At 41.2% G+C, this 18527-nt stretch carries 13 protein-coding genes; 4 read left to right on the top strand and 9 right to left on the bottom strand.

Going from position 1 to position 18527, the window contains the following annotated elements; genetic code table 11:
- Positions 1-7 precede the first annotated feature (7 nt).
- Complete coding sequence (locus NOL38_RS00215; protein WP_277941057.1) at positions 8-1279, bottom strand: MFS transporter; 1272 nt, start codon at positions 1277-1279, stop codon at positions 8-10.
- Positions 1280-1313: 34 nt separating this feature from the next.
- On the bottom strand, positions 1314-2582 hold the full coding sequence (locus NOL38_RS00210; RefSeq protein WP_277941056.1) for an MFS transporter: 1269 nt from the start codon (positions 2580-2582) through the stop codon (positions 1314-1316).
- A 271-nt stretch (positions 2583-2853) separates the two neighbouring features.
- Between NOL38_RS00210 and NOL38_RS00205 the strand changes: the two genes are divergently transcribed.
- A complete protein-coding gene (locus tag NOL38_RS00205; protein WP_277941105.1) occupies positions 2854-4341 on the top strand; it encodes a DUF1846 domain-containing protein in 1488 nt (495 codons plus the stop codon).
- A 412-nt stretch (positions 4342-4753) separates the two neighbouring features.
- Here the strand turns inward: NOL38_RS00205 and NOL38_RS00200 are convergent, their stop codons facing one another.
- From NOL38_RS00200 to acnA, 6 genes are all read right to left on the bottom strand, one after another.
- Positions 4754-6178 (bottom strand): NADP-dependent glyceraldehyde-3-phosphate dehydrogenase, encoded by a 1425-nt coding sequence (locus NOL38_RS00200; protein WP_277941055.1) that lies wholly within the window; start codon positions 6176-6178, stop codon positions 4754-4756.
- A gap of 209 nt (positions 6179-6387) precedes the next feature.
- Positions 6388-8121, bottom strand: a complete 1734-nt coding sequence (gene ptsP / locus NOL38_RS00195) for a phosphoenolpyruvate--protein phosphotransferase (protein ID WP_277941054.1) — start codon at positions 8119-8121, stop codon at positions 6388-6390.
- Positions 8122-8125: 4 nt separating this feature from the next.
- On the bottom strand, positions 8126-8389 hold the full coding sequence (locus tag NOL38_RS00190) for a phosphocarrier protein HPr (RefSeq protein ID WP_002936050.1): 264 nt from the start codon (positions 8387-8389) through the stop codon (positions 8126-8128).
- A 155-nt stretch (positions 8390-8544) separates the two neighbouring features.
- Positions 8545-9726 (bottom strand): NADP-dependent isocitrate dehydrogenase, encoded by a 1182-nt coding sequence (icd, locus tag NOL38_RS00185; protein WP_277941053.1) that lies wholly within the window; start codon positions 9724-9726, stop codon positions 8545-8547.
- A 2-nt stretch (positions 9727-9728) separates the two neighbouring features.
- Complete coding sequence (locus NOL38_RS00180) at positions 9729-10847, bottom strand: citrate synthase (protein ID WP_277941052.1); 1119 nt, start codon at positions 10845-10847, stop codon at positions 9729-9731.
- Entirely contained in the window at positions 10844-13513 is a 2670-nt protein-coding gene (acnA, locus tag NOL38_RS00175; protein ID WP_277941051.1) for an aconitate hydratase AcnA, read from the bottom strand. The genes NOL38_RS00180 and acnA overlap by 4 nt, the downstream gene beginning before the upstream one ends.
- A gap of 386 nt (positions 13514-13899) precedes the next feature.
- On the opposite strand from acnA, the gene nrdH reads away from it, so the two are divergent.
- From nrdH to nrdF, 3 genes are all read left to right on the top strand, one after another.
- Positions 13900-14118, top strand: coding sequence for a glutaredoxin-like protein NrdH (gene nrdH, locus NOL38_RS00170; RefSeq protein ID WP_004299071.1), 219 nt, complete (start codon positions 13900-13902; stop codon positions 14116-14118).
- Between the two features lie 32 nt (positions 14119-14150).
- Positions 14151-16310, top strand: coding sequence for a class 1b ribonucleoside-diphosphate reductase subunit alpha (gene nrdE / locus NOL38_RS00165; RefSeq protein ID WP_277941050.1), 2160 nt, complete (start codon positions 14151-14153; stop codon positions 16308-16310).
- A gap of 546 nt (positions 16311-16856) precedes the next feature.
- The gene (nrdF, locus tag NOL38_RS00160) at positions 16857-17816 is read left to right on the top strand and encodes a class 1b ribonucleoside-diphosphate reductase subunit beta (RefSeq protein ID WP_277941104.1); all 960 of its coding nucleotides are present in this window, start codon (positions 16857-16859) and stop codon (positions 17814-17816) included.
- 35 nt (positions 17817-17851) lie between these two features.
- Here the strand turns inward: nrdF and NOL38_RS00155 are convergent, their stop codons facing one another.
- The gene (locus NOL38_RS00155) at positions 17852-18526 is read right to left on the bottom strand and encodes a CPBP family intramembrane glutamic endopeptidase (RefSeq protein WP_277941049.1); all 675 of its coding nucleotides are present in this window, start codon (positions 18524-18526) and stop codon (positions 17852-17854) included.
- Position 18527 lies beyond the last annotated feature (1 nt).

Below are 18527 nucleotides of genomic sequence, written 5' to 3'. Positions count from 1 at the left end.
ATACTTTCTAAGCTTTAACAACTACTTCATTTTCAGGCCTACGCCCCACAAGAATAGTATAGCTTACTAGCACCACAGAAAGCAAGAGAAAGATGAGAGAAATACTTGTCGCAGAAAGAAGAGTCACCATAAGGGCGACCAAGGTTTGACCTGCAAGCATCCCAATATTAAATATAGTCCCCATTCCTGCATAGATAGACGCCAATTTATCTTCGGGTAGTTCATTCATTATCAGGGCATACAATTTGGGATTGATAATGCCAGTCGTCATGGTAGTGACTAAGATAGTCGCCATCACAATATAAATATTATGAAAATAAAAACCAACAAACAGGATGACCGCCAAACCTGTACAACACTTAAGCAGGTTGGATAAGCTGATATTTTTGAAGAAAGCCATACCTAGACTAGAGCCAAGGATGTAACCAACAGAAAATAGGTTGAATACCAAGGCAAGAGTTATTCCAGAATTGACAATCACGAAGTCTGAAAATTCCTTCATAGACAGGATAACCAAGGGAGATACGGCACTAACAACCGTATTGATACCCGAAATGGTCAGAATAGAAGCCTTTAATACAGGGATGTTTTGAATGGCTTGATAAGATTCTTTGAGGCTCTGACCAATTCCCTTGACAAGTCCTGCTTCTGTTTCGGTTTGTTCAACCTCTTGGATAGGATTTTCTTTCAATAACTTGGCAAAAGCTGGACGCAAACCTGCCATAATCGCAAGGCTGACCAAGAAGGTCCCAGCGTTGAAAAAGGCGAGATTCTGGTAAGACATGAAGCCGATGAGAATAGCACCGCTAGATCGAAAGACAATCATCAAGATGCCGCCAACAGCATTCTTAAAGGCCATGGCTGTTTCACGGTCTTCTGCCTCTAATACTCGCAGGCTAAGTGGCATATAAAGCCCGTTTTCATACTGACCAGCCAAGTCAGACAGTAAATTCACCACACAGACGACTGCTACAATCCAGAGAGCTGGTGTAAATCCCATCAGTAAGCCAACGAGGGCATAAAGAACAAAACGAAACACCAGAGTAGCCAAAATCGTATCCAATTTATTTTTGGTCCGATCAGCCCAAATTCCCATAAAAAGTCCCGACAAGATCGGCAGAGTTTCAGAAACCGTAATCATGGCCAAAGCAAACTTGGTATCTGGTAAAAACAAGACGTAGTTCATCAAAGCCAGATAATAGAGTGTATCTCCAAAGTTGGAAATCACATCTGCTAGGTAGCTTGATAAGAACAATTTATTGTTGAGTATCTTTTTCAAAGTAATTCTCCTTCTAATAGTCAGGATTTTCTTTCTAAGCACTAGCTACAATCTTTTCAGTATTTTTTCCTGTAAAAATGCTATAACCCAAGAGTCCCACAGAAAGCAAGAGAAAGATGAGGGAAATACTTGTCGCAGAAAGCATCGTCACCATAAGGGCTACCAAGGCTTGACCTGCTACCATACCAATCTGGCAGAAAGCATCAATCCCTCCACCGACTGTCGCCAATTTATCTTCAGGCAGTTCATTTAAGACCAAGGTATTCATTTTCGGATTGAAGACACCCAAAGTCATAGCTGTCACAAAAATAACCGTCAGTACCACATAAATATTGTGGAGGAAGAAACCTGAGAAAATCAAGACTGGCATCAATGTAGAGAATTTGAGGAGATTGATCAAGCTGACATTTTTGAACAAAGCCATACCGATACTTGACCCCAAGATACTACCAACTGAGAAGAAAATGGAAATCAAAGCAACGGTTGTTCCTGCATTGACAATCACAAAGTCTGAGAACTCCTTCATATTTAGAATAACTAATGGTGAAAGTGCGGTAAAAATGGCATTCAGGCTGGCAATGGTCACAATTGACGCTTTGAGAACAGGAATATTCTGAACAGCTTGGTAGGATTCTTTGAGACTGTTACGCATGCCCTTGATAAGTCCTGCTTCTGTTTCTGTTTGCTCAGCTTCTTGGATAGGATTTTCCTTCAGTAGCTTGGCAAGAGCTGGACGGAGGATTGCCATGATGACAAGACTGACCAAGAAGGTCCCTGCATTGAAGAAGGCGAGATTCTGGTAAGACATGAATCCGATGAGGATAGCACCGCTAGCTTGGAAGGCAATTTGCAAAAGACTTTTCACCGTCATCTTAAAAGCCATAGCTGTTTCACGGTCTTCAGCAGCCACAACCCGCAAGCTGACTGGCATATAGAGACCGTTTTCGTATTGACCAGCAAGGTCAGACAGGAAGTTGATGACGCAGACCACCGCCACAACCCAGAGGGCTGGTGCAAATCCCATCAAGAAGCCAACAAAGGCATAGAAACCGACACGTACGACCAAGGTAGCCAGAATGGTATCCAATTTATTTTTGGTCTTGTCTGCCCAAATCCCGATAAAGAGGCCTGCTAAAATCGGCAAGGTTTCAGATGCGGTAATCATAGCCAGGGCAAACTTGGTATCTGGTAAGAGTAAAACATAGTTCATCAAAGCCAGATAGTAAAGCGTATCTCCAAAGTTAGAAATCAAGTCCGCTACAAAGCTAGATAGGAATAATTTATTGTGAATCAACTTTTTCATAAACATCTCCTTAAATATCAATTAAATATTCGTTTAATATTATTTTACACTTTATTTTAATAAAGTCAATACTTAATTTTATAAAAATTAAATATTTTTTAAGCAATTGTTTAATTTTTGTTCTATCCGACTTTTTCTTGACAAGATTAGCACAGTTTGTTATAGTATTGTTCGGGCACCTCTTTTGAGAGGTCGGAGAAAAGGCTCCCTAGTTTTAGGGAGCTATTTTTGTTTTTCCCAGAGAAAATTACACATTTGGAGGACTTATTTGATGAAGAAAATCGCATTTGATTCAACTAAATACTTGAATTTGCAACGTGATCACATTTTAGAGCGTATTGCTCAGTTTGAAGGCAAGCTCTATATGGAATTTGGCGGAAAAATGTTGGAGGATTTCCACGCAGCCCGTGTTTTACCTGGCTATGAACCAGATAACAAAATCAAACTCCTCCAAGAGTTAAAAGACCAAGTAGAAATCGTCATTGCCATCAATGCAAGCAACATCGAACATTCTAAGGCACGCGGCGACTTGGGTATTTCTTATGACCAAGAAGTCTTCCGCTTGATTGACACCTTCAATGATATTGATATTTATGTTGGTTCTGTGGTCATTACCCAATACCGCAACCAACCAGCCGCAGACGCCTTCCGCAAACAGTTGGAAAAACACGGCATCAAGTCCTATCTCCACTACCCAATCAAGGGCTATCCTTCTGATATCGACCACATCATTTCACCAGAAGGTATGGGCAAAAATGACTACATTGAAACTAGTCGCAATCTCGTCGTTGTCACCGCACCTGGACCTGGTTCAGGTAAATTGGCGACTTGTATTTCCCAACTTTACCACGACCAACTACATGGCGTAACATCAGGCTATGCCAAGTTTGAAACCTTCCCAGTGTGGAACTTACCACTCCACCATCCCGTTAACTTGGCCTATGAAGCAGCAACTGCTGACCTGGACGACCTCAACATGATTGACCCCTTCCACCTGCAAACTTATGGCAAAACTGCGGTCAACTACAACCGTGACATCGAGGTCTTCCCTGTCCTCAACCGTACCTTTGAACGTATTTTGAACAAATCACCATACGCCTCACCGACAGACATGGGCGTTAACATGGTGGGCTATTCCATCGTGGACGAAGATGCTGCGATCGAAGCATCCAAGCAAGAAATCATCCGCCGCTACTACCAGACCTTGGTTGATTTCAAGGCAGAGCGGGTGAGCGAGCAAGCAGTTAAAAAGATTGAACTCCTCATGAATGAAGTCGGTGTGACACCAGCAGATCGTAAGGTTGTTATCGCTGCGCGCGAAAAAGCAGAGCTGACAACTAGCCCTGCCCTTGCTATTCAGTTGCCAACTGGAGAGATTGTAACAGGTAAGACATCCGACCTCCTCAAGCCAACTGCAACTGTCCTTCTCAACGCCATCAAGCAAATTGCTAAAATCGATGATGAAACACTTCTCATCGAACCAAACTACATCCGTCCAATTCAAGAATTGAAGGCAGATTATCTGGATAAGACCAATACACGACTCGATGCAAGCGAAATTCTTAACGCCCTTGCCATCACTGCACAAGATAGCCCTCTTGCTGCACGTGCCATGAAAGAATTAGGCCAATTAAATGGTAGCGAAGCTCATTCGACTGTTATCCTATCCGATGAAGACAAGAGTGTCCTTCGTAAATTAGGCATCAATCTTACCTTTGACCCTATCTACCAACACAATAAGTTTTATCAAGCCAAATAAGCAATAAAGTTCTAATCTCATTTTGAGGTTAGAACTTTTTTTGTGATTGAATGGTTGCCTGTATGTAAGAAAAGAGGCAGGGACAAAAGTCCTGGCCTCCTTAGTTTTTTTCAATAGTTAAACTTGACGCAGTGGTTGAGTGGGCTCTAATTAGGGAGTGGGAAAGAACTCGACCAGTTTAAAAAGAGTTCGTCTTCCCACCCCCGCACAGTTGATTAGGTCAGATCTGGAGTGTGAAACACGAACAAATCTGCCAATCAACCACTGCGCTGAGATGTTGACACGAACTCTGAGAAGCGAGGCTGTACTTTCTGCCCAGCCTCTTTACAGCCCTACTCAACTGTGCGGGGGGTGGGCTGACGACTCATCGAACCCTGCGGGTTACCGATTTTTGTCCCACTCCCTTATTATTTTATTGAACGTCAAATACCACTGACTTCACTTTAGTCATCGCTTCGATACTGTAACGGATACCTTGAACACCTGCCCCTGAACCCTTGACACCCAAGAACGGGAAGTTGTCTGGACCACGTTGTGTCTTGGCATTGATATGAACCGTACCAACTTCTAATTTAGAAGCAAAATCAAAAGCAAATGGATAGTTGCTTGTAAAGATAGAAGATTGAAGACCATACTCAGATTGGTTACACAATTCCAACATTTCATCCAATGATGAAACACGAATAATTGGGAGAACTGGTCCAAATGGTTCTTCCCAAGCAATTTCCATATCTGGTGTAACATGGTCAAGAAGGGTTGGCCAAATCAAGTTTTTCTCACGTTTGTATGGTGTCAATTCAGTTGCACCTTTTGCCTGAGCATCTCTAACCAGACCTTCAATAAATTCTGCTGATTGTTCGTCAATAACTGGCGTAATGTCCTTATTCTCAAATGGATCACCGACAGTCAATTTCTCAACTTCTGCTTTCAACTTCACAGCCAATTCATCAGCTACAGAATCCATAACAAGAACACGCTTAATAGCCGTACAACGTTGACCTGAATAGCTGTAGGCACCACTTACAATTTCTTTTGCAGTGTGGGCCAAATCCGCATCTTCCATAACAACCGCAGCATCCTTACCACCTAATTCAAGCATGATTGGACGAATGCCTGCTAATTTACCAGCTTTTTGTCCAATTGGTGTTGAACCTGTAAAGTTAATGAAGTTTACTTCTGGATGTTCAATGATGTAGTCACCAATTTCTGAACCACGACCTGTAATGGTATTGAAGACACCCGCTGGGATACCAGCATCTGCAAAAGCTTCCGCCAGCAATAGACCTGAAATTGAACCCTGTGTAGGTGGTTTAAACATAACTACGTTGCCACCAATTAAAGCAGGTGCAATTTTTGATGCCGATAAGTTAACAGGGTAGTTATACGGTGCAATCGCCAATACGATACCTACCGGTTCACGACGAACCAAAGAAACCTTTGACTTAGCAGTTGGCTCATAGGTTCCACCCTCTAATGATGAACCATAAACACGCAAGCCTTCTTCAGCAGCAAAACGAATGAGGTGGGCAGAACGATCCACTTCTCCGATGGAAGCCTTGATCCCTTTCGAAACTTCTTTAGCTAAAATTTCACCGATTGCATCTTTACGTTCTTCCAAAATATTTGCTGCCTTATGCAAATATTGTGCACGTTCAAATGCTGACAAGGCACGCCAAGCGGGCAATGCCTTTCTAGCAGCATCCATCGCCTTATCAACTTCTTCTTTTGACATAGCAGGTACTGTACCAAGTTTTTCTTGATTAATCGGTGAGTGAATCGCGATTGATTTTTCTGATCCAACCCAAGAACCGTTAATATAATTATTATACGCCTTCATTTTTTCCTCCTTTGAGTATAATGTGATTATTGTAACATATTGAACCTGGTTTAGCAATAATTTTTTGAAAATTTCGAATTTTCTTTCAAATCAATTTCAATCTTCAAAGTATTTTAAGCCGTATATCTCAAAAAATATATAGTACTCAATGCTGGAGCATACAAAAAAAGTTTGAAGTAGTTTATCTACTCCAAACTTTAAATTTCTTATTAATCGAAATCAACATACTCTTTTTGAAGTTCAAGAACTTCTTCTGCCGTTGCACATTCTGTCAAGGCACGGTGAGCATATTCTTCCATCTTAGCTGTATCAAGTTTCTTCATAAGGCTACGTGTACGAAGTACAGATGTTGCACTCATAGAGAACTCATCCAAGCCCATACCTACAAGAAGTGGAACAGCTTGTTGATCACCAGCCATCTCACCACACATACCAGCCCATTTACCTTCTGCGTGTGCAGCCTTGATAACATTGTTGATCAAGCGAAGGATTGATGGGTTATATGGTTGGTAGAGGTATGAAACTTGTTCATTCATACGGTCTGCAGCCATTGTGTACTGGATAAGGTCGTTTGTACCGATTGAGAAGAAGTCAACTTCTTTGGCAAATTGGTCTGCAAGCATTGCTGCTGCAGGGATTTCAATCATGATACCCACTTGGATATCATCCGCAACTGCTACACCTTCAGCCAACAAGTTTGCTTTTTCTTCATCAAGGATTGCTTTTGCTGCACGGAATTCAGTCAACAAGGCAACCATTGGGAACATGATACGAAGTTTACCATGTACTGATGAACGAAGAAGGGCACGCAACTGAGTACGGAACATTTGGTTACCAGTCTCAGAGATAGAGATACGAAGGGCGCGGAAACCAAGGAATGGGTTCATTTCGTGTGGAAGATCGAAGTAAGGAAGTTCCTTATCACCACCGATATCCATTGTACGAACCACAACTGGCTTGCCATTCATACCTTCAAGAACAGCCTTGTAAGCTTCGTATTGCTCGTCTTCAGTTGGGAAATCTTGTGAATCCATGTATAAGAACTCTGTACGGTAAAGACCAACTGCCTCAGCACCGTTATCATTTACACCTTCAACGTCTTTTGGTGTACCGATGTTAGCTGCCAATTCAAAGTGTTTACCATCAGCTGTTACTGTTTGAGCATCTTTCAACAGAGCCCATTCAGCTTTTTGTTTAGCATAAGCTTCACCAGCTGCTTTAAATTCTGCAATCACTTCTTCAGAAGGGTTGATAACCACTTCACCCGTGATACCGTTAACAGCTAATACATCGCCGTCCTTAACGATTTCAGTAATGTTATTTGTACCCAAAACAGCAGCAATTTCAAGTGTACGAGCCATGATAGCTGAGTGACTTGTACGACCACCAATGTTCGTTACGAAAGCTTTTACAAACTGTTTGTTTAATTGCGCTGTATCTGAAGGTGTCAAGTCATGCGCGATAACGATTGATTCTTCGTCGATAGTTGCTGGGTTTGGCAAGCGAACACCAAGCAAGTGTGCCAATACACGTTTGGCTACGTCACGAATATCTGCGGCACGCTCTTGCATGTATGGGTTATCTTCCATACCTTCAAAGATAGCGATAAACATATCCGTAACTTCTTTCAAACCAGTCTCAGCGTTTGTTTTCTTCGCACGAATTGTTTCCTTAATCTGACCAATCATTTCTGGGTCAGCAAGAACCATCAAGTGTGCATCAAATACGGCTGCGGCCTCTTCACCTAGGCTAGCTACTGCGTTCTCACGAATAACAGAAAGCTCGTTTTGAGATGCTTCTAGAGCAGCATCCAAACGAGCTTTCTCTGCATTTGTATCTTCAACTGTAACAGTTTCGAAGGACAAATCTGGCTGAACGAGTAGATATGCCTTAGCAACAGCAACACCATCTGATGCTGCGATTCCTTTAAGCATTTCTGTCATATTCTTATGCCAATCCTTCTTTTTCCATTGTTTCAGTGATAGCTGCGATTGCGTCGTCAGCATCAGCACCTTCAGCTGAGATAGTTACATCAGCACCTTGACCAACACCAAGGCTCATAACACCCATGATAGATTTAAGGTTAACAGACTTTTCTTTGTAGTTCAAAGTAATGTCTGAAGCAAATTTACTAGCTGTTTGCACAAGCAAAGTTGCTGGACGTGCGTGGATACCTGTTTCTGCCACAATGTGGAAGTCTTTTGAAGCCATATTTGGATTCTCCTTTATTTTTACAAAATTGCGAGTTATTTGTGATAACCCTTACAAAGGACATTATACCACTTTTTGAAATCATTTTCAAGATTTTTTTACCTTTCTTTCATGTTTCCGTCATAAAAAGATAGGTTCATTTTACTTTTTCTTCATTAAATAGAATCTATTAGAACTTCTGAAAATTGACTAGTAGATTGATGAGCAACGTCCAAAATTTTAGCAAAATCAAGCGTGACATTTTTATTTATAAAAGCGCCTTCCAAGGCCTGAATAATTAAAACAGCCGCTTCTTTCCAGCCAATATATTCCAACATCATACAAGCCGAAAGCAAGAGGGAACATGGATTAGCCAAATCCTTTCCTGCAATATCAGGAGCAGTTCCATGTGTCGCTTCAAAGATAGCATGACCTGTCTGATAATTAATGTTAGCACCCGGTGAGATGCCTATTCCTCCGACCTGAGCCGCAAGAGCATCTGATACATAATCTCCATTTAGATTTGTAAGAGCAACCACCTGGAAGTTTTCCGGTGCCAATAAAATCTGCTGCAGAAAGTTATCCGCAATAATGTCATTTACTACCAAAGTCCCCTCTGCAAGTTCTGTAGTAAATTCTTCTTTCGCCAATTCATAACCCCACTTGCGGAAGCCGCCTTCTGTAAACTTTTGAATATTTCCCTTATGAACTAAGGTCACCTTCTTCAATTGATGTTCTAGGGCATATTCTATTGCAGAGCGAATGAGGCGTTTACTCCCTTCTTCCGAAATCGGTTTGATACCAATACTTGAAGATTCTGGAAAACGGATATTTACCACTCCCATTTCTTCTTGCAAAAAGGAAATGACTTTGGCAACTTCAGCTGAACCAGCCTCCCATTCAATACCTGCATAAATATCTTCTGTATTTTCACGAAAAATAGTAATATCCGTCTTTTCGGGCTCTTTCAGCGGACTTGGCACTCCCTTAAAATAGCGAATTGGACGCACACAGGCATACAAATCTAATTCTTGACGAAGTGCAACATTAAGAGAACGATGACCTTTCCCAATCGGCGTCCCCAAGGGACCTTTGATTGCAACTAAATGCTCACGGATTATTGCTAATGTCTCATTCGGCAAAGAAGTTCCCGTTAATTCATAAGCCTTTTCTCCTGCAAAAACCTCCCTCCACTGAATAGAACGTTGACCTGCATAGGCTTTTTTCACTGCAGCATCAATAACTTTTTGACTGACTGACCAAATATCCCTGCCAATACCATCTCCTTCAATATAGGGAATAACGGGATAATCTGGGACAATTAACCGCCCCTCTCTCATCAGGATTTTTTCTGCCATATTTACCTCTTTCCAATCGGGATGTAAACCAAATTTCTACCACCTAAGTAGAAAGAGCGCGGACGAATCAATTTATTATTTTTCCGTTGTTCCTGGACATGTGCAATCCACCCCGCCATACGGCTCATTGCAAAAATCAATGTAAAAATATCACTATCAATACCTAGCACATGGTAAACTGTCGCCGAATAAAAATCTACGTTTGGAATTAAACCTTTTTTGTTTTTAATAAAGCTCTCTACTTCCTCTGACAATCTATAAAACACTTCATCGTCTGTTCCGAATGTCAAATCACGCGCCATCTCTTTCAAATACTCTTGACGAGGATCAACCGTTTTATAGACTCGATGGCCAAATCCCATAATTTTTTCCTTCGAATCCAGCTTCTTCTGCAAATATCTCTCGGTATCACCACTCTCACGAATAGCCAACAACATGTCAAACACTCGTTCATTTGCACCACCATGCAATGAGCCTTTCAGAGTCCCAATTGCCGTGGTAACACAAGAATATAAATCCGTTAACGTTGATGCCGTGACACGCGCAGCAAAAGTAGACGCATTCAATTCATGATCAGCATGAAGCACCAAAGCTTTATTAAACGCTTTGATTTGTAAATCACTCGGCTCCTCACCATTCAGCATATAAAGAAAATTCGCCGCAAAACCCAGATCAGACCGCGGTTCAATTGGAACCAATCCGCGTCTCAACCGAGCAAATGTTGCAATAATCGTCGGAACCTTGGCCATAATCTGAATAGATTGCTCATACAAAGCTTCTAACGAACTCTCTTCAGCGTGTACATTATATACTCCAAGGAGAGATACTGTCGAACGCAACACACTCATGGGATGCAAATGTCGCCGTGATTGAATCAGAATACATTGCTCTACCGCATCTGAAATCGCATATTCTTTTCGCAAGCTTTTCTCAAAATAATTTAATTCAATCTGAGTTGGCAAATGCAGGTTCCACAGAAGATAGATGACTTCCTCAAAAGAAGCGTTATTCTCCATCAATTCAGCAATGTCATACCCTGCATAGGACAAGCGGTCATTTTCAATTGCACTGATTCGCGTATCACAGGCAATCGCATCTTTTAACCCATTCGTTTCTGTCATACCTTTCCTCCTAGTTTCTTTCTTACTACCATAGGTAAAATACCTCCGTGGCGATAATAACGAATATCCGCCTCTGCATCAAACCGCACCAGAGCTTGAAACTCCTTTGTAACATCATCTGTTTGCGCATGGACTGTTACAATTTGACCAACACCAACATCTTCTGGCAAATCAATTGTATAGCTTTCATGTCCAGTCAAGCCAAGACTTTCTGCCGACTGACCTTCTAAAAATTGTAAAGGAAGAACACCCATCATCACTAAGTTTGAACGGTGAATCCGCTCAAATGACTCAGCAAGAACAGCCTTCACACCAAGTAAACTTGAACCTTTGGCTGCCCAATCACGGCTTGACCCCATCCCATAGTCTTTACCAGCAATAACAATACTACCGATACCAGCGGCCTTATATTTCATGGCCGCATCATAGATTGAAAGAATCTCGTCGCCAACTCTTGTCCAACCACCAATTTTTCCATCCGCCAGCTCATTCTTTATACGAATATTTGCAAAAGTCCCACGCATCATGACTTCGTGATTTCCACGACGACTTCCATAAGAATTAAAATCCTTATAAACAATACCATTCTCTTCGAGATAACGAGCTGCAGGACTCAATCGTGCAATATTCCCCGCCGGGGAAATATGATCTGTCGTTACAGAATCGCCAAATTTAGCCAAAACAGATAAATTTTCCAGTGGTTTTATGGATAAATCTGCCTGCATGTTGTCAAAATAGGGCGGATTTTGAATATATGTAGAAGATGAATTCCAATTGTAATTCTTATCTGTCTTTGTTTCAATCGCATTCCAAGCCTGACTATCTGTAAATACCTGTTGGTATTCTTCCTTATAAAGGTCACGAGTCACATAACGCTCAATGTAGTCATCTACCTCCTTACGACTTGGCATAATGTCCGCAAGGTAGACAGCTTGTTGCTTCTCATCATACCCCAGCGGATCCCTTGTTAAATCTACATTCATATTTCCCGCAATAGCATAGGCAACAACAATCGGTGGACTCGCTAAGAAATTAGCTTTTACCAACGGATTAATCCGTCCTTCAAAGTTACGATTTCCAGATAATACCGCAGAAACCAATAAATCTTCTTCCTTAATCGCCTCCGCCACTTCAGGACGCAGATCACCTGAGTTACCGATACAAGTTGTACAACCATAACCAACCAAATTGAACCCTAAGGCATCTAGATAGGTCTGCAAACCTGATTTTTTCAAATAGCCAGTCACTACTTTTGAGCCTGGTGCCAATGACGTCTTGACCGTCTTAGAAACTGCCAAACCTTTTTCTACCGCATTTTTTGCCAGTAATCCTGCCGCCAAAAGGACATACGGATTGGAGGTATTTGTACACGAGGTAATCGCCGCAATAGCAACATGACCTGTTTGAATTTGCTCATCTCCTTCAACATATTTAACCGTGGCTGTTTTATCTAACTCTGCTTCCTCCAAACCAAATCCACGCACACCTACTTCACGTATTAAACTAGCCTGAAACTCTGCTTTTGCATCTGTTAATTCTATCAAATCCTGTGGTCTTTTAGGACCAGAAATAGATGGGACTACTGTCGATAAATCCAATTCTAAAACCTTGCTGTAAGACGGAAAACGTTCAGCATCATAGAATAAATAATTAGCCTTAGCATAGGCTTCTGTCAACTCCACATGCTCCTCCGAACGGTTGGTCAATCTCATATAATGTAAAGTTTCTCCATCAATCGGGAAATAGCCACAAGTCGCACCGTATTCTGGAGCCATATTGGAAACAGTTGCTCGATCCGCTAATGTAAGAGAAGATAAACCTGGTCCAAAGAATTCTACAAACTTCCCAACTACATTTTCCTGACGTAGAAGTTGAGTGACCTTAAGCGCCAAATCCGTTGCAGTGGCAACCTTAGGCAATTGCCCAGCTAGGCGAACACCAATCACCTCAGGAATAGGAAAATAAGATGCTTCACCCAACATTGCAGCTTCCGCCTCAATACCACCTACACCCCAACCAAGTACACCAATACCATTAATCATGGTCGTATGACTGTCTGTACCAAACATAGAATCTGGATAAAGCAAACCATCCTTGTTGATAATAACATCGCTTAGAAATTCAATGTTTACCTGATGGATAATTCCTGTTGCTGGAGGCACAGCGCGATAATTTTCAAAGGAATTCTCTGCCCATTTCAGAAATTCATAGCGTTCATTATTTCTTTCGAACTCTAAGGCAATATTTTTCTCCAGAGCATCTTCAGTCCCAAAAAAATCAACTTGAACAGAGTGGTCGATGACTAAATCCACTGGAATTTCTGGGTTAATCAATTCAGGGTTTCCACCTGCTTTCACCACCGCATCACGCATGGAGGCTAAATCTACCACAACAGGAACACCTGTAAAATCTTGCAAAATAACACGACTAGGTTTAAAAGGGATTTCCCCTTTAGGAGATGCAGCCTGATAATAAAGCAACTCCATTATGTGATTTTTTGTAACATCCAAACCATCTTCTTTTCTTAAAAGACTCTCTAATAAAATACGAATAGTATAGGGAAGTGAATGAATATCCACTTTTTCTTCCATTGAAATCGAATCCAATGCATAATATGAATATTCTCTCCCTTTATGAACCAAGCGTTTTATATATGATTTTTCCATATTTTATAACCTCTTTCGGCATTATTTAATAGTATAGTACAAAAGCTAATATATATTCAACACATGTATAACTATAAATGTTATATTTTGTAACATCGTGTATTTCCTTCAAAATATTATGACATTTGTAAAAAAGCTGATTTATACTTTACCGAGAGATTGTTAGGGTTATCAAACTAAATAGAAACAGCTATGTAAACGCTATTTTTTGACTTGGCATCATTGGACGGATGTACAATATATGGTGTCTTACAAAAATATTGTGCACTATATTTTGTGATTTTAAATAAACTTCCTTCTTGACTTTAACCTTAAAATCTTGTATCCTAGATTGGTAACAAAATTGGGATTTTTTATTAATCCCTCATGGACAAAGGAGAAATTGAATGGTAACGATCTATTCAAAAAATGATTGTGTACAGTGTAAAATGACCAAGAAATTCTTGGATCAACATAGTGTAGATTATAAAGAAATCAATCTAGATGAACAGCCTGAATTTATCGATCACGTAAAAGGTCTCGGTTTCTCAGCTGCACCTGTTATCGAAACTGAAAATGATGTTTTCTCAGGTTTTCAACCAGGAAAACTAAAAGCCTTGGTTTAACTCCCTACTGTTTATAGAAAGAGATTGCGACTATGAGTTTAAAAGAGCTAGGCGATGTGTCCTACTTCCGTTTAAATAACGAAATCAACCGTCCTGTCAATGGACAAATTCCTCTCCACAAGGACCAAGAGGCTGTCAAGGCTTTCTTCAAGGAAAACGTCCTTCCAAACACCAAGCAATTTGATAGTATTTTAGACAAGATTGCTTATCTATTAGAAGAAAATTACCTTGAAAAAGAGTTTTTAGACCAATACAGTCCAGAATTTATCATCAAAATTGATCAATTCTTGAAAGACCAAAATTTCCGCTTCAAGTCTTTCATGGCAGCTTACAAGTTCTACAATCAGTATGCCCTCAAAACAAACGACGGTGCCTACTATTTGGAGAGCATGGAAGACCGTGTTCTCTTCAACGCCTTGTATTTTGCAGAAGGAAATGAAGAGTTGGCCTTGAACTTGGCTAACGAAATGATTCATCTTCGTTACCAGCCAGCTACTCCTTCTTTCCTCAACGCAGGCCGTGCCCGTCGTGGTGAGTTGGTATCGTGTTTCCTCATCCAAGTCACTGACGATATGAACTCGATCGGACGTTCTATCAACTCTGCTCTGCAATTGTCCCGTATCGGTGGTGGTGTTGGTATTTCCCTCAGCAACTTGCGTGAGGCAGGTGCTCCAATCAAGGGCTATGAGGGGGCGGCTTCTGGGGTTGTTCCTGTTATGAAACTCTTCGAAGACAGCTTCTCCTATTCTAACCAACTTGGGCAACGCCAAGGGGCTGGGGTAGTGTATCTGGATGTTTTCCACCCAGATATTATTTCCTTCCTTTCGACTAAGAAAGAAAATGCCGATGAGAAAGTTCGTGTGAAGACCTTATCACTCGGTATCACCGTTCCTGATAAATTCTACGAATTGGCACGTAAAAACGAAGATATGTACCTCTTCAGCCCATACTCAGTTGAGTTGGAATACGGTGTCCCTTATAGCTACCTTGACATCACAGAAAAATACGATGAATTGGTGGCAAACCCTCGCATTCGTAAGACAAAAATCAAGGCACGTGACTTGGAAACAGAAATTTCCAAACTCCAACAAGAGTCTGGCTATCCTTATGTCATCAACATCGATACTGCCAACCGCAGCAACCCTGTTGACGGCAAGATTATCATGTCAAACCTCTGTTCAGAAATTCTTCAAGTTCAAACGCCAAGCGTCATCAATGATTCTCAGGAATACTTGACAATGGGGACAGATGTATCATGCAACCTTGGTTCAACCAACATTGTCAACTTGATGAAATCGCCTGACTTTGGACGTTCTGTCCGTACCATGACTCGTGCTTTGACCTATGTAACAGACCATTCGCACATTTCTGCGGTACCGTCTATCGAAGCTGGAAATGAACAAGCTCATTCTATCGGGCTTGGTGCAATGGGACTTCACTCATACTTGGCACAAAACTTGATTGACTACGGATCAAAAACAGCCGTAGAATTTACCAACATCTACTTCATGCTCCTCAACTACTGGACCTTGGTAGAATCAAATAACATTGCCCGCGAACGCAAGGCTACTTTCCATAACTTTGAAAAATCAAAATACGCAGATGGTAGCTATTTCGACAAGTATGTGACGGGTGACTACCAACCACAATCTAACCGTGTTAAAGAACTTTTTGAAGGCATTTTCATTCCTAGTGGACAAGATTGGGCTGACCTTCGTGAAAAAGTCATGGTAGATGGTCTTTATCACCAAAACCGACTAGCTGTTGCACCAAACGGTTCTATCAGCTACATCAACGATGTTTCTGCTTCTATTCATCCAATTACCCAACGGATTGAAGAACGCCAAGAGAAGAAAATTGGTAAAATCTACTATCCAGCAGCTGGTTTGGCAACTGAAACCATTCCATTCTACAAGTCTGCCTACGATATGGATATGCGGAAAGTTATCGATGTCTATGCTGCCGCAACAGAACACGTTGACCAAGGTTTGTCCCTTACCCTCTTCCTCCGCAGTGAGCTTCCAAAAGAACTCTACGAATGGAAAACAGAGAACAAGCAAACCACCCGTGACCTCTCTATTCTTCGTAATTACGCCTTCAATAAGGGTGTCAAGTCTATCTATTATGTACGTACCTTTACCGATGACGGCGAAGAAGTCGGTGCAAACCAATGTGAAAGTTGTGTGATTTAAGATGTGAGGGCGTCAAAAGGACTCAGCAAAAATAGGAAATACCGCAGAGATGTCTTGCATCTCAAAGGGATTTATCTTTTTTGCCAAGTCCTTAGCCCGAACTCGATTTCGACGTAGCAAGATTAGCTGTTGGCAAGCCAACTAGCTAATCTACGCCAACCGCTATGAGCGGATTGGCTAGCTACCTTACTAACTTCGAAACTGAAGAAATATCATCTTCAGTTTCTACGTGTCGCAATACACTAATACCAAAGCATCTAATGAATGAACGGTACTGACTATATGGTCAGTACCTAAGTGGCTTACTACCTCGAAAAGTCGTTAAGTTCGAACGACTTTTCTCAGGTCGTAACTTTCACAAGTTTTACTGTTGGCAAGCTACGCCAACCGCAATGAGCGGATTGGCTAGCTACCTTACGACACTGTCGTTCACGATGTGAAGCAACTAATAAGCGATCGATTAAAATCCCTTTTAGGGGATTTTTTACAGGCTACTATCTATTTGTGATATAATATTTGAAGTATAAGAAAAAGAAAGAGAATATGATGGAAACCTACTACAAAGCCATAAACTGGAACGCCATTGAGGATGTTATCGACAAGTCAACCTGGGAAAAGTTGACTGAGCAATTCTGGCTCGATACTCGTATCCCCTTATCAAATGACTTGGATGACTGGCGTAAACTGACTGCTGAAGAAAAAGACCTGGTTGGTAAAGTCTTCGGTGGATTAACTCTCTTGGATACTCTACAATCTGAAACAGGTGTCCAAGCTCTTCGCAATGATATTCGTACACCGCATGAAGAAGCTGTTTACAACAACATCCAATTCATGGAGTCAGTCCATGCCAAGTCTTACTCTTCTATCTTCTCAACCTTGAATACCAAGTCTGAGATTGAAGACATCTTTGAATGGACCAACAGCAACGAATATTTGCAACGCAAGGCAAAGATTATCAACGAAATCTACGAAACAGGTACACCTCTTGAGAAGAAAGTTGCCAGCGTATTCCTAGAAACCTTCCTCTTCTACTCTGGTTTCTTCACGCCACTCTACTACCTTGGTAACAACAAACTGGCCAACGTTGCGGAGATTATCAAGCTGATCATCCGTGACGAGTCTGTGCACGGTACCTACATCGGTTACAAGTTCCAGCTTGGTTTCAATGAATTGTCCGAGGAAGAACAAGATAAACTCCGCGACTGGATGTACGACCTGCTCTACCAACTTTATGAAAATGAAGAAGGCTACACGCGCTCCCTTTATGACGCAGTCGGCTGGACCGAGGAAGTCTTAACTTTCCTTCGTTACAACGCCAACAAGGCCCTCATGAACTTGGGGCAGGATCCACTCTTCCCAGATTCAGCAGATGATGTCAACCCAATCATCATGAACGGTATCTCAACCGGTACTTCTAACCACGACTTCTTCTCCCAAGTCGGTAACGGCTATCTTCTTGGTGAAGTGGAAGCTATGCAGAACGATGACTATCTTTACGGTTTATAATCAAAAAAAGCAGTTCAATCCGAGCTGCTTATTTTTTATACTAAAAATACAATCATCAAATAAGAAATACCGTTGTTGAGCATATGTAACGCAATCGGATAACGAATATCACGTTTGATCAGATAGAGCCATCCTAGATTGAGTCCCATAGTGAAATAAATCAAAAATTGGGGAAGAGTTGCTGGCATATGGACCAGACTAAATAAAGACCCCGTTACAGCAAGATAGATTCCAACAGCCTTCATATCTGCCATTTTAGGGAAGAAATAGGTCGCTAAAAATCCACGGAAAATCAATTCTTCTAAAATTGGAGCAAAAACCACTACTGAGCTAAATGCAATCAAGGGATAAGCTGATACGAATTCGATCACAAGCTTTTGATTTTCACTTTCTGGGACTGGTACAATAAATTGGAAGATAAAAAATGCAATATAGAGTAATATCGGCCATTGAATCTTATGGAACCATGAAGCTGTCACATGATAGTCAATAGAATGACGTGGATAGATATACTTCCATAACAGAATAATGAGCGCAATGGAAAGAACGATACCAACTATCGCACAAATCCAAATTGTACTGTCAATCAACTGGGTAGGTATGTCTTGTATGCTTTGTAAAGTTGGTCCTACCATCAGAAAACCTGAAGCAATTTGATAAGCAACAAAGTATAGAAATATTAATGCGACGTGTTTGATAAATTTTAACATA

The organism is Streptococcus suis (assembly GCF_029616525.1).
GTDB lineage: Bacteria > Bacillota > Bacilli > Lactobacillales > Streptococcaceae > Streptococcus > Streptococcus suis_AF.
This window is presented reverse-complemented; position numbering and strand designations above follow the sequence as displayed.

What these genes read in the sequence shown, in the direction of transcription:
- NOL38_RS00210 (WP_277941056.1), bottom strand. Translation starts at nt 2,582, where the DNA reads ATGAAAAAGTTGATTCACAATAAATTATTCCTATCTAGCTTTGTAGCG.
- NOL38_RS00205 (WP_277941105.1), top strand. Translation starts at nt 2,854, where the DNA reads ATGAAGAAAATCGCATTTGATTCAACTAAATACTTGAATTTGCAACGT.
- NOL38_RS00200 (WP_277941055.1), bottom strand. Translation starts at nt 6,178, where the DNA reads ATGAAGGCGTATAATAATTATATTAACGGTTCTTGGGTTGGATCAGAA.
- ptsP (WP_277941054.1), bottom strand. Translation starts at nt 8,121, where the DNA reads ATGACAGAAATGCTTAAAGGAATCGCAGCATCAGATGGTGTTGCTGTT.
- NOL38_RS00190 (WP_002936050.1), bottom strand. Translation starts at nt 8,389, where the DNA reads ATGGCTTCAAAAGACTTCCACATTGTGGCAGAAACAGGTATCCACGCA.
- icd (WP_277941053.1), bottom strand. Translation starts at nt 9,726, where the DNA reads ATGGCAGAAAAAATCCTGATGAGAGAGGGGCGGTTAATTGTCCCAGAT.
- NOL38_RS00180 (WP_277941052.1), bottom strand. Translation starts at nt 10,847, where the DNA reads ATGACAGAAACGAATGGGTTAAAAGATGCGATTGCCTGTGATACGCGA.
- acnA (WP_277941051.1), bottom strand. Translation starts at nt 13,513, where the DNA reads ATGGAAAAATCATATATAAAACGCTTGGTTCATAAAGGGAGAGAATAT.
- nrdH (WP_004299071.1), top strand. Translation starts at nt 13,900, where the DNA reads ATGGTAACGATCTATTCAAAAAATGATTGTGTACAGTGTAAAATGACC.
- nrdE (WP_277941050.1), top strand. Translation starts at nt 14,151, where the DNA reads ATGAGTTTAAAAGAGCTAGGCGATGTGTCCTACTTCCGTTTAAATAAC.
- nrdF (WP_277941104.1), top strand. Translation starts at nt 16,857, where the DNA reads ATGGAAACCTACTACAAAGCCATAAACTGGAACGCCATTGAGGATGTT.
- NOL38_RS00155 (WP_277941049.1), bottom strand. Translation starts at nt 18,526, where the DNA reads ATGTTAAAATTTATCAAACACGTCGCATTAATATTTCTATACTTTGTT.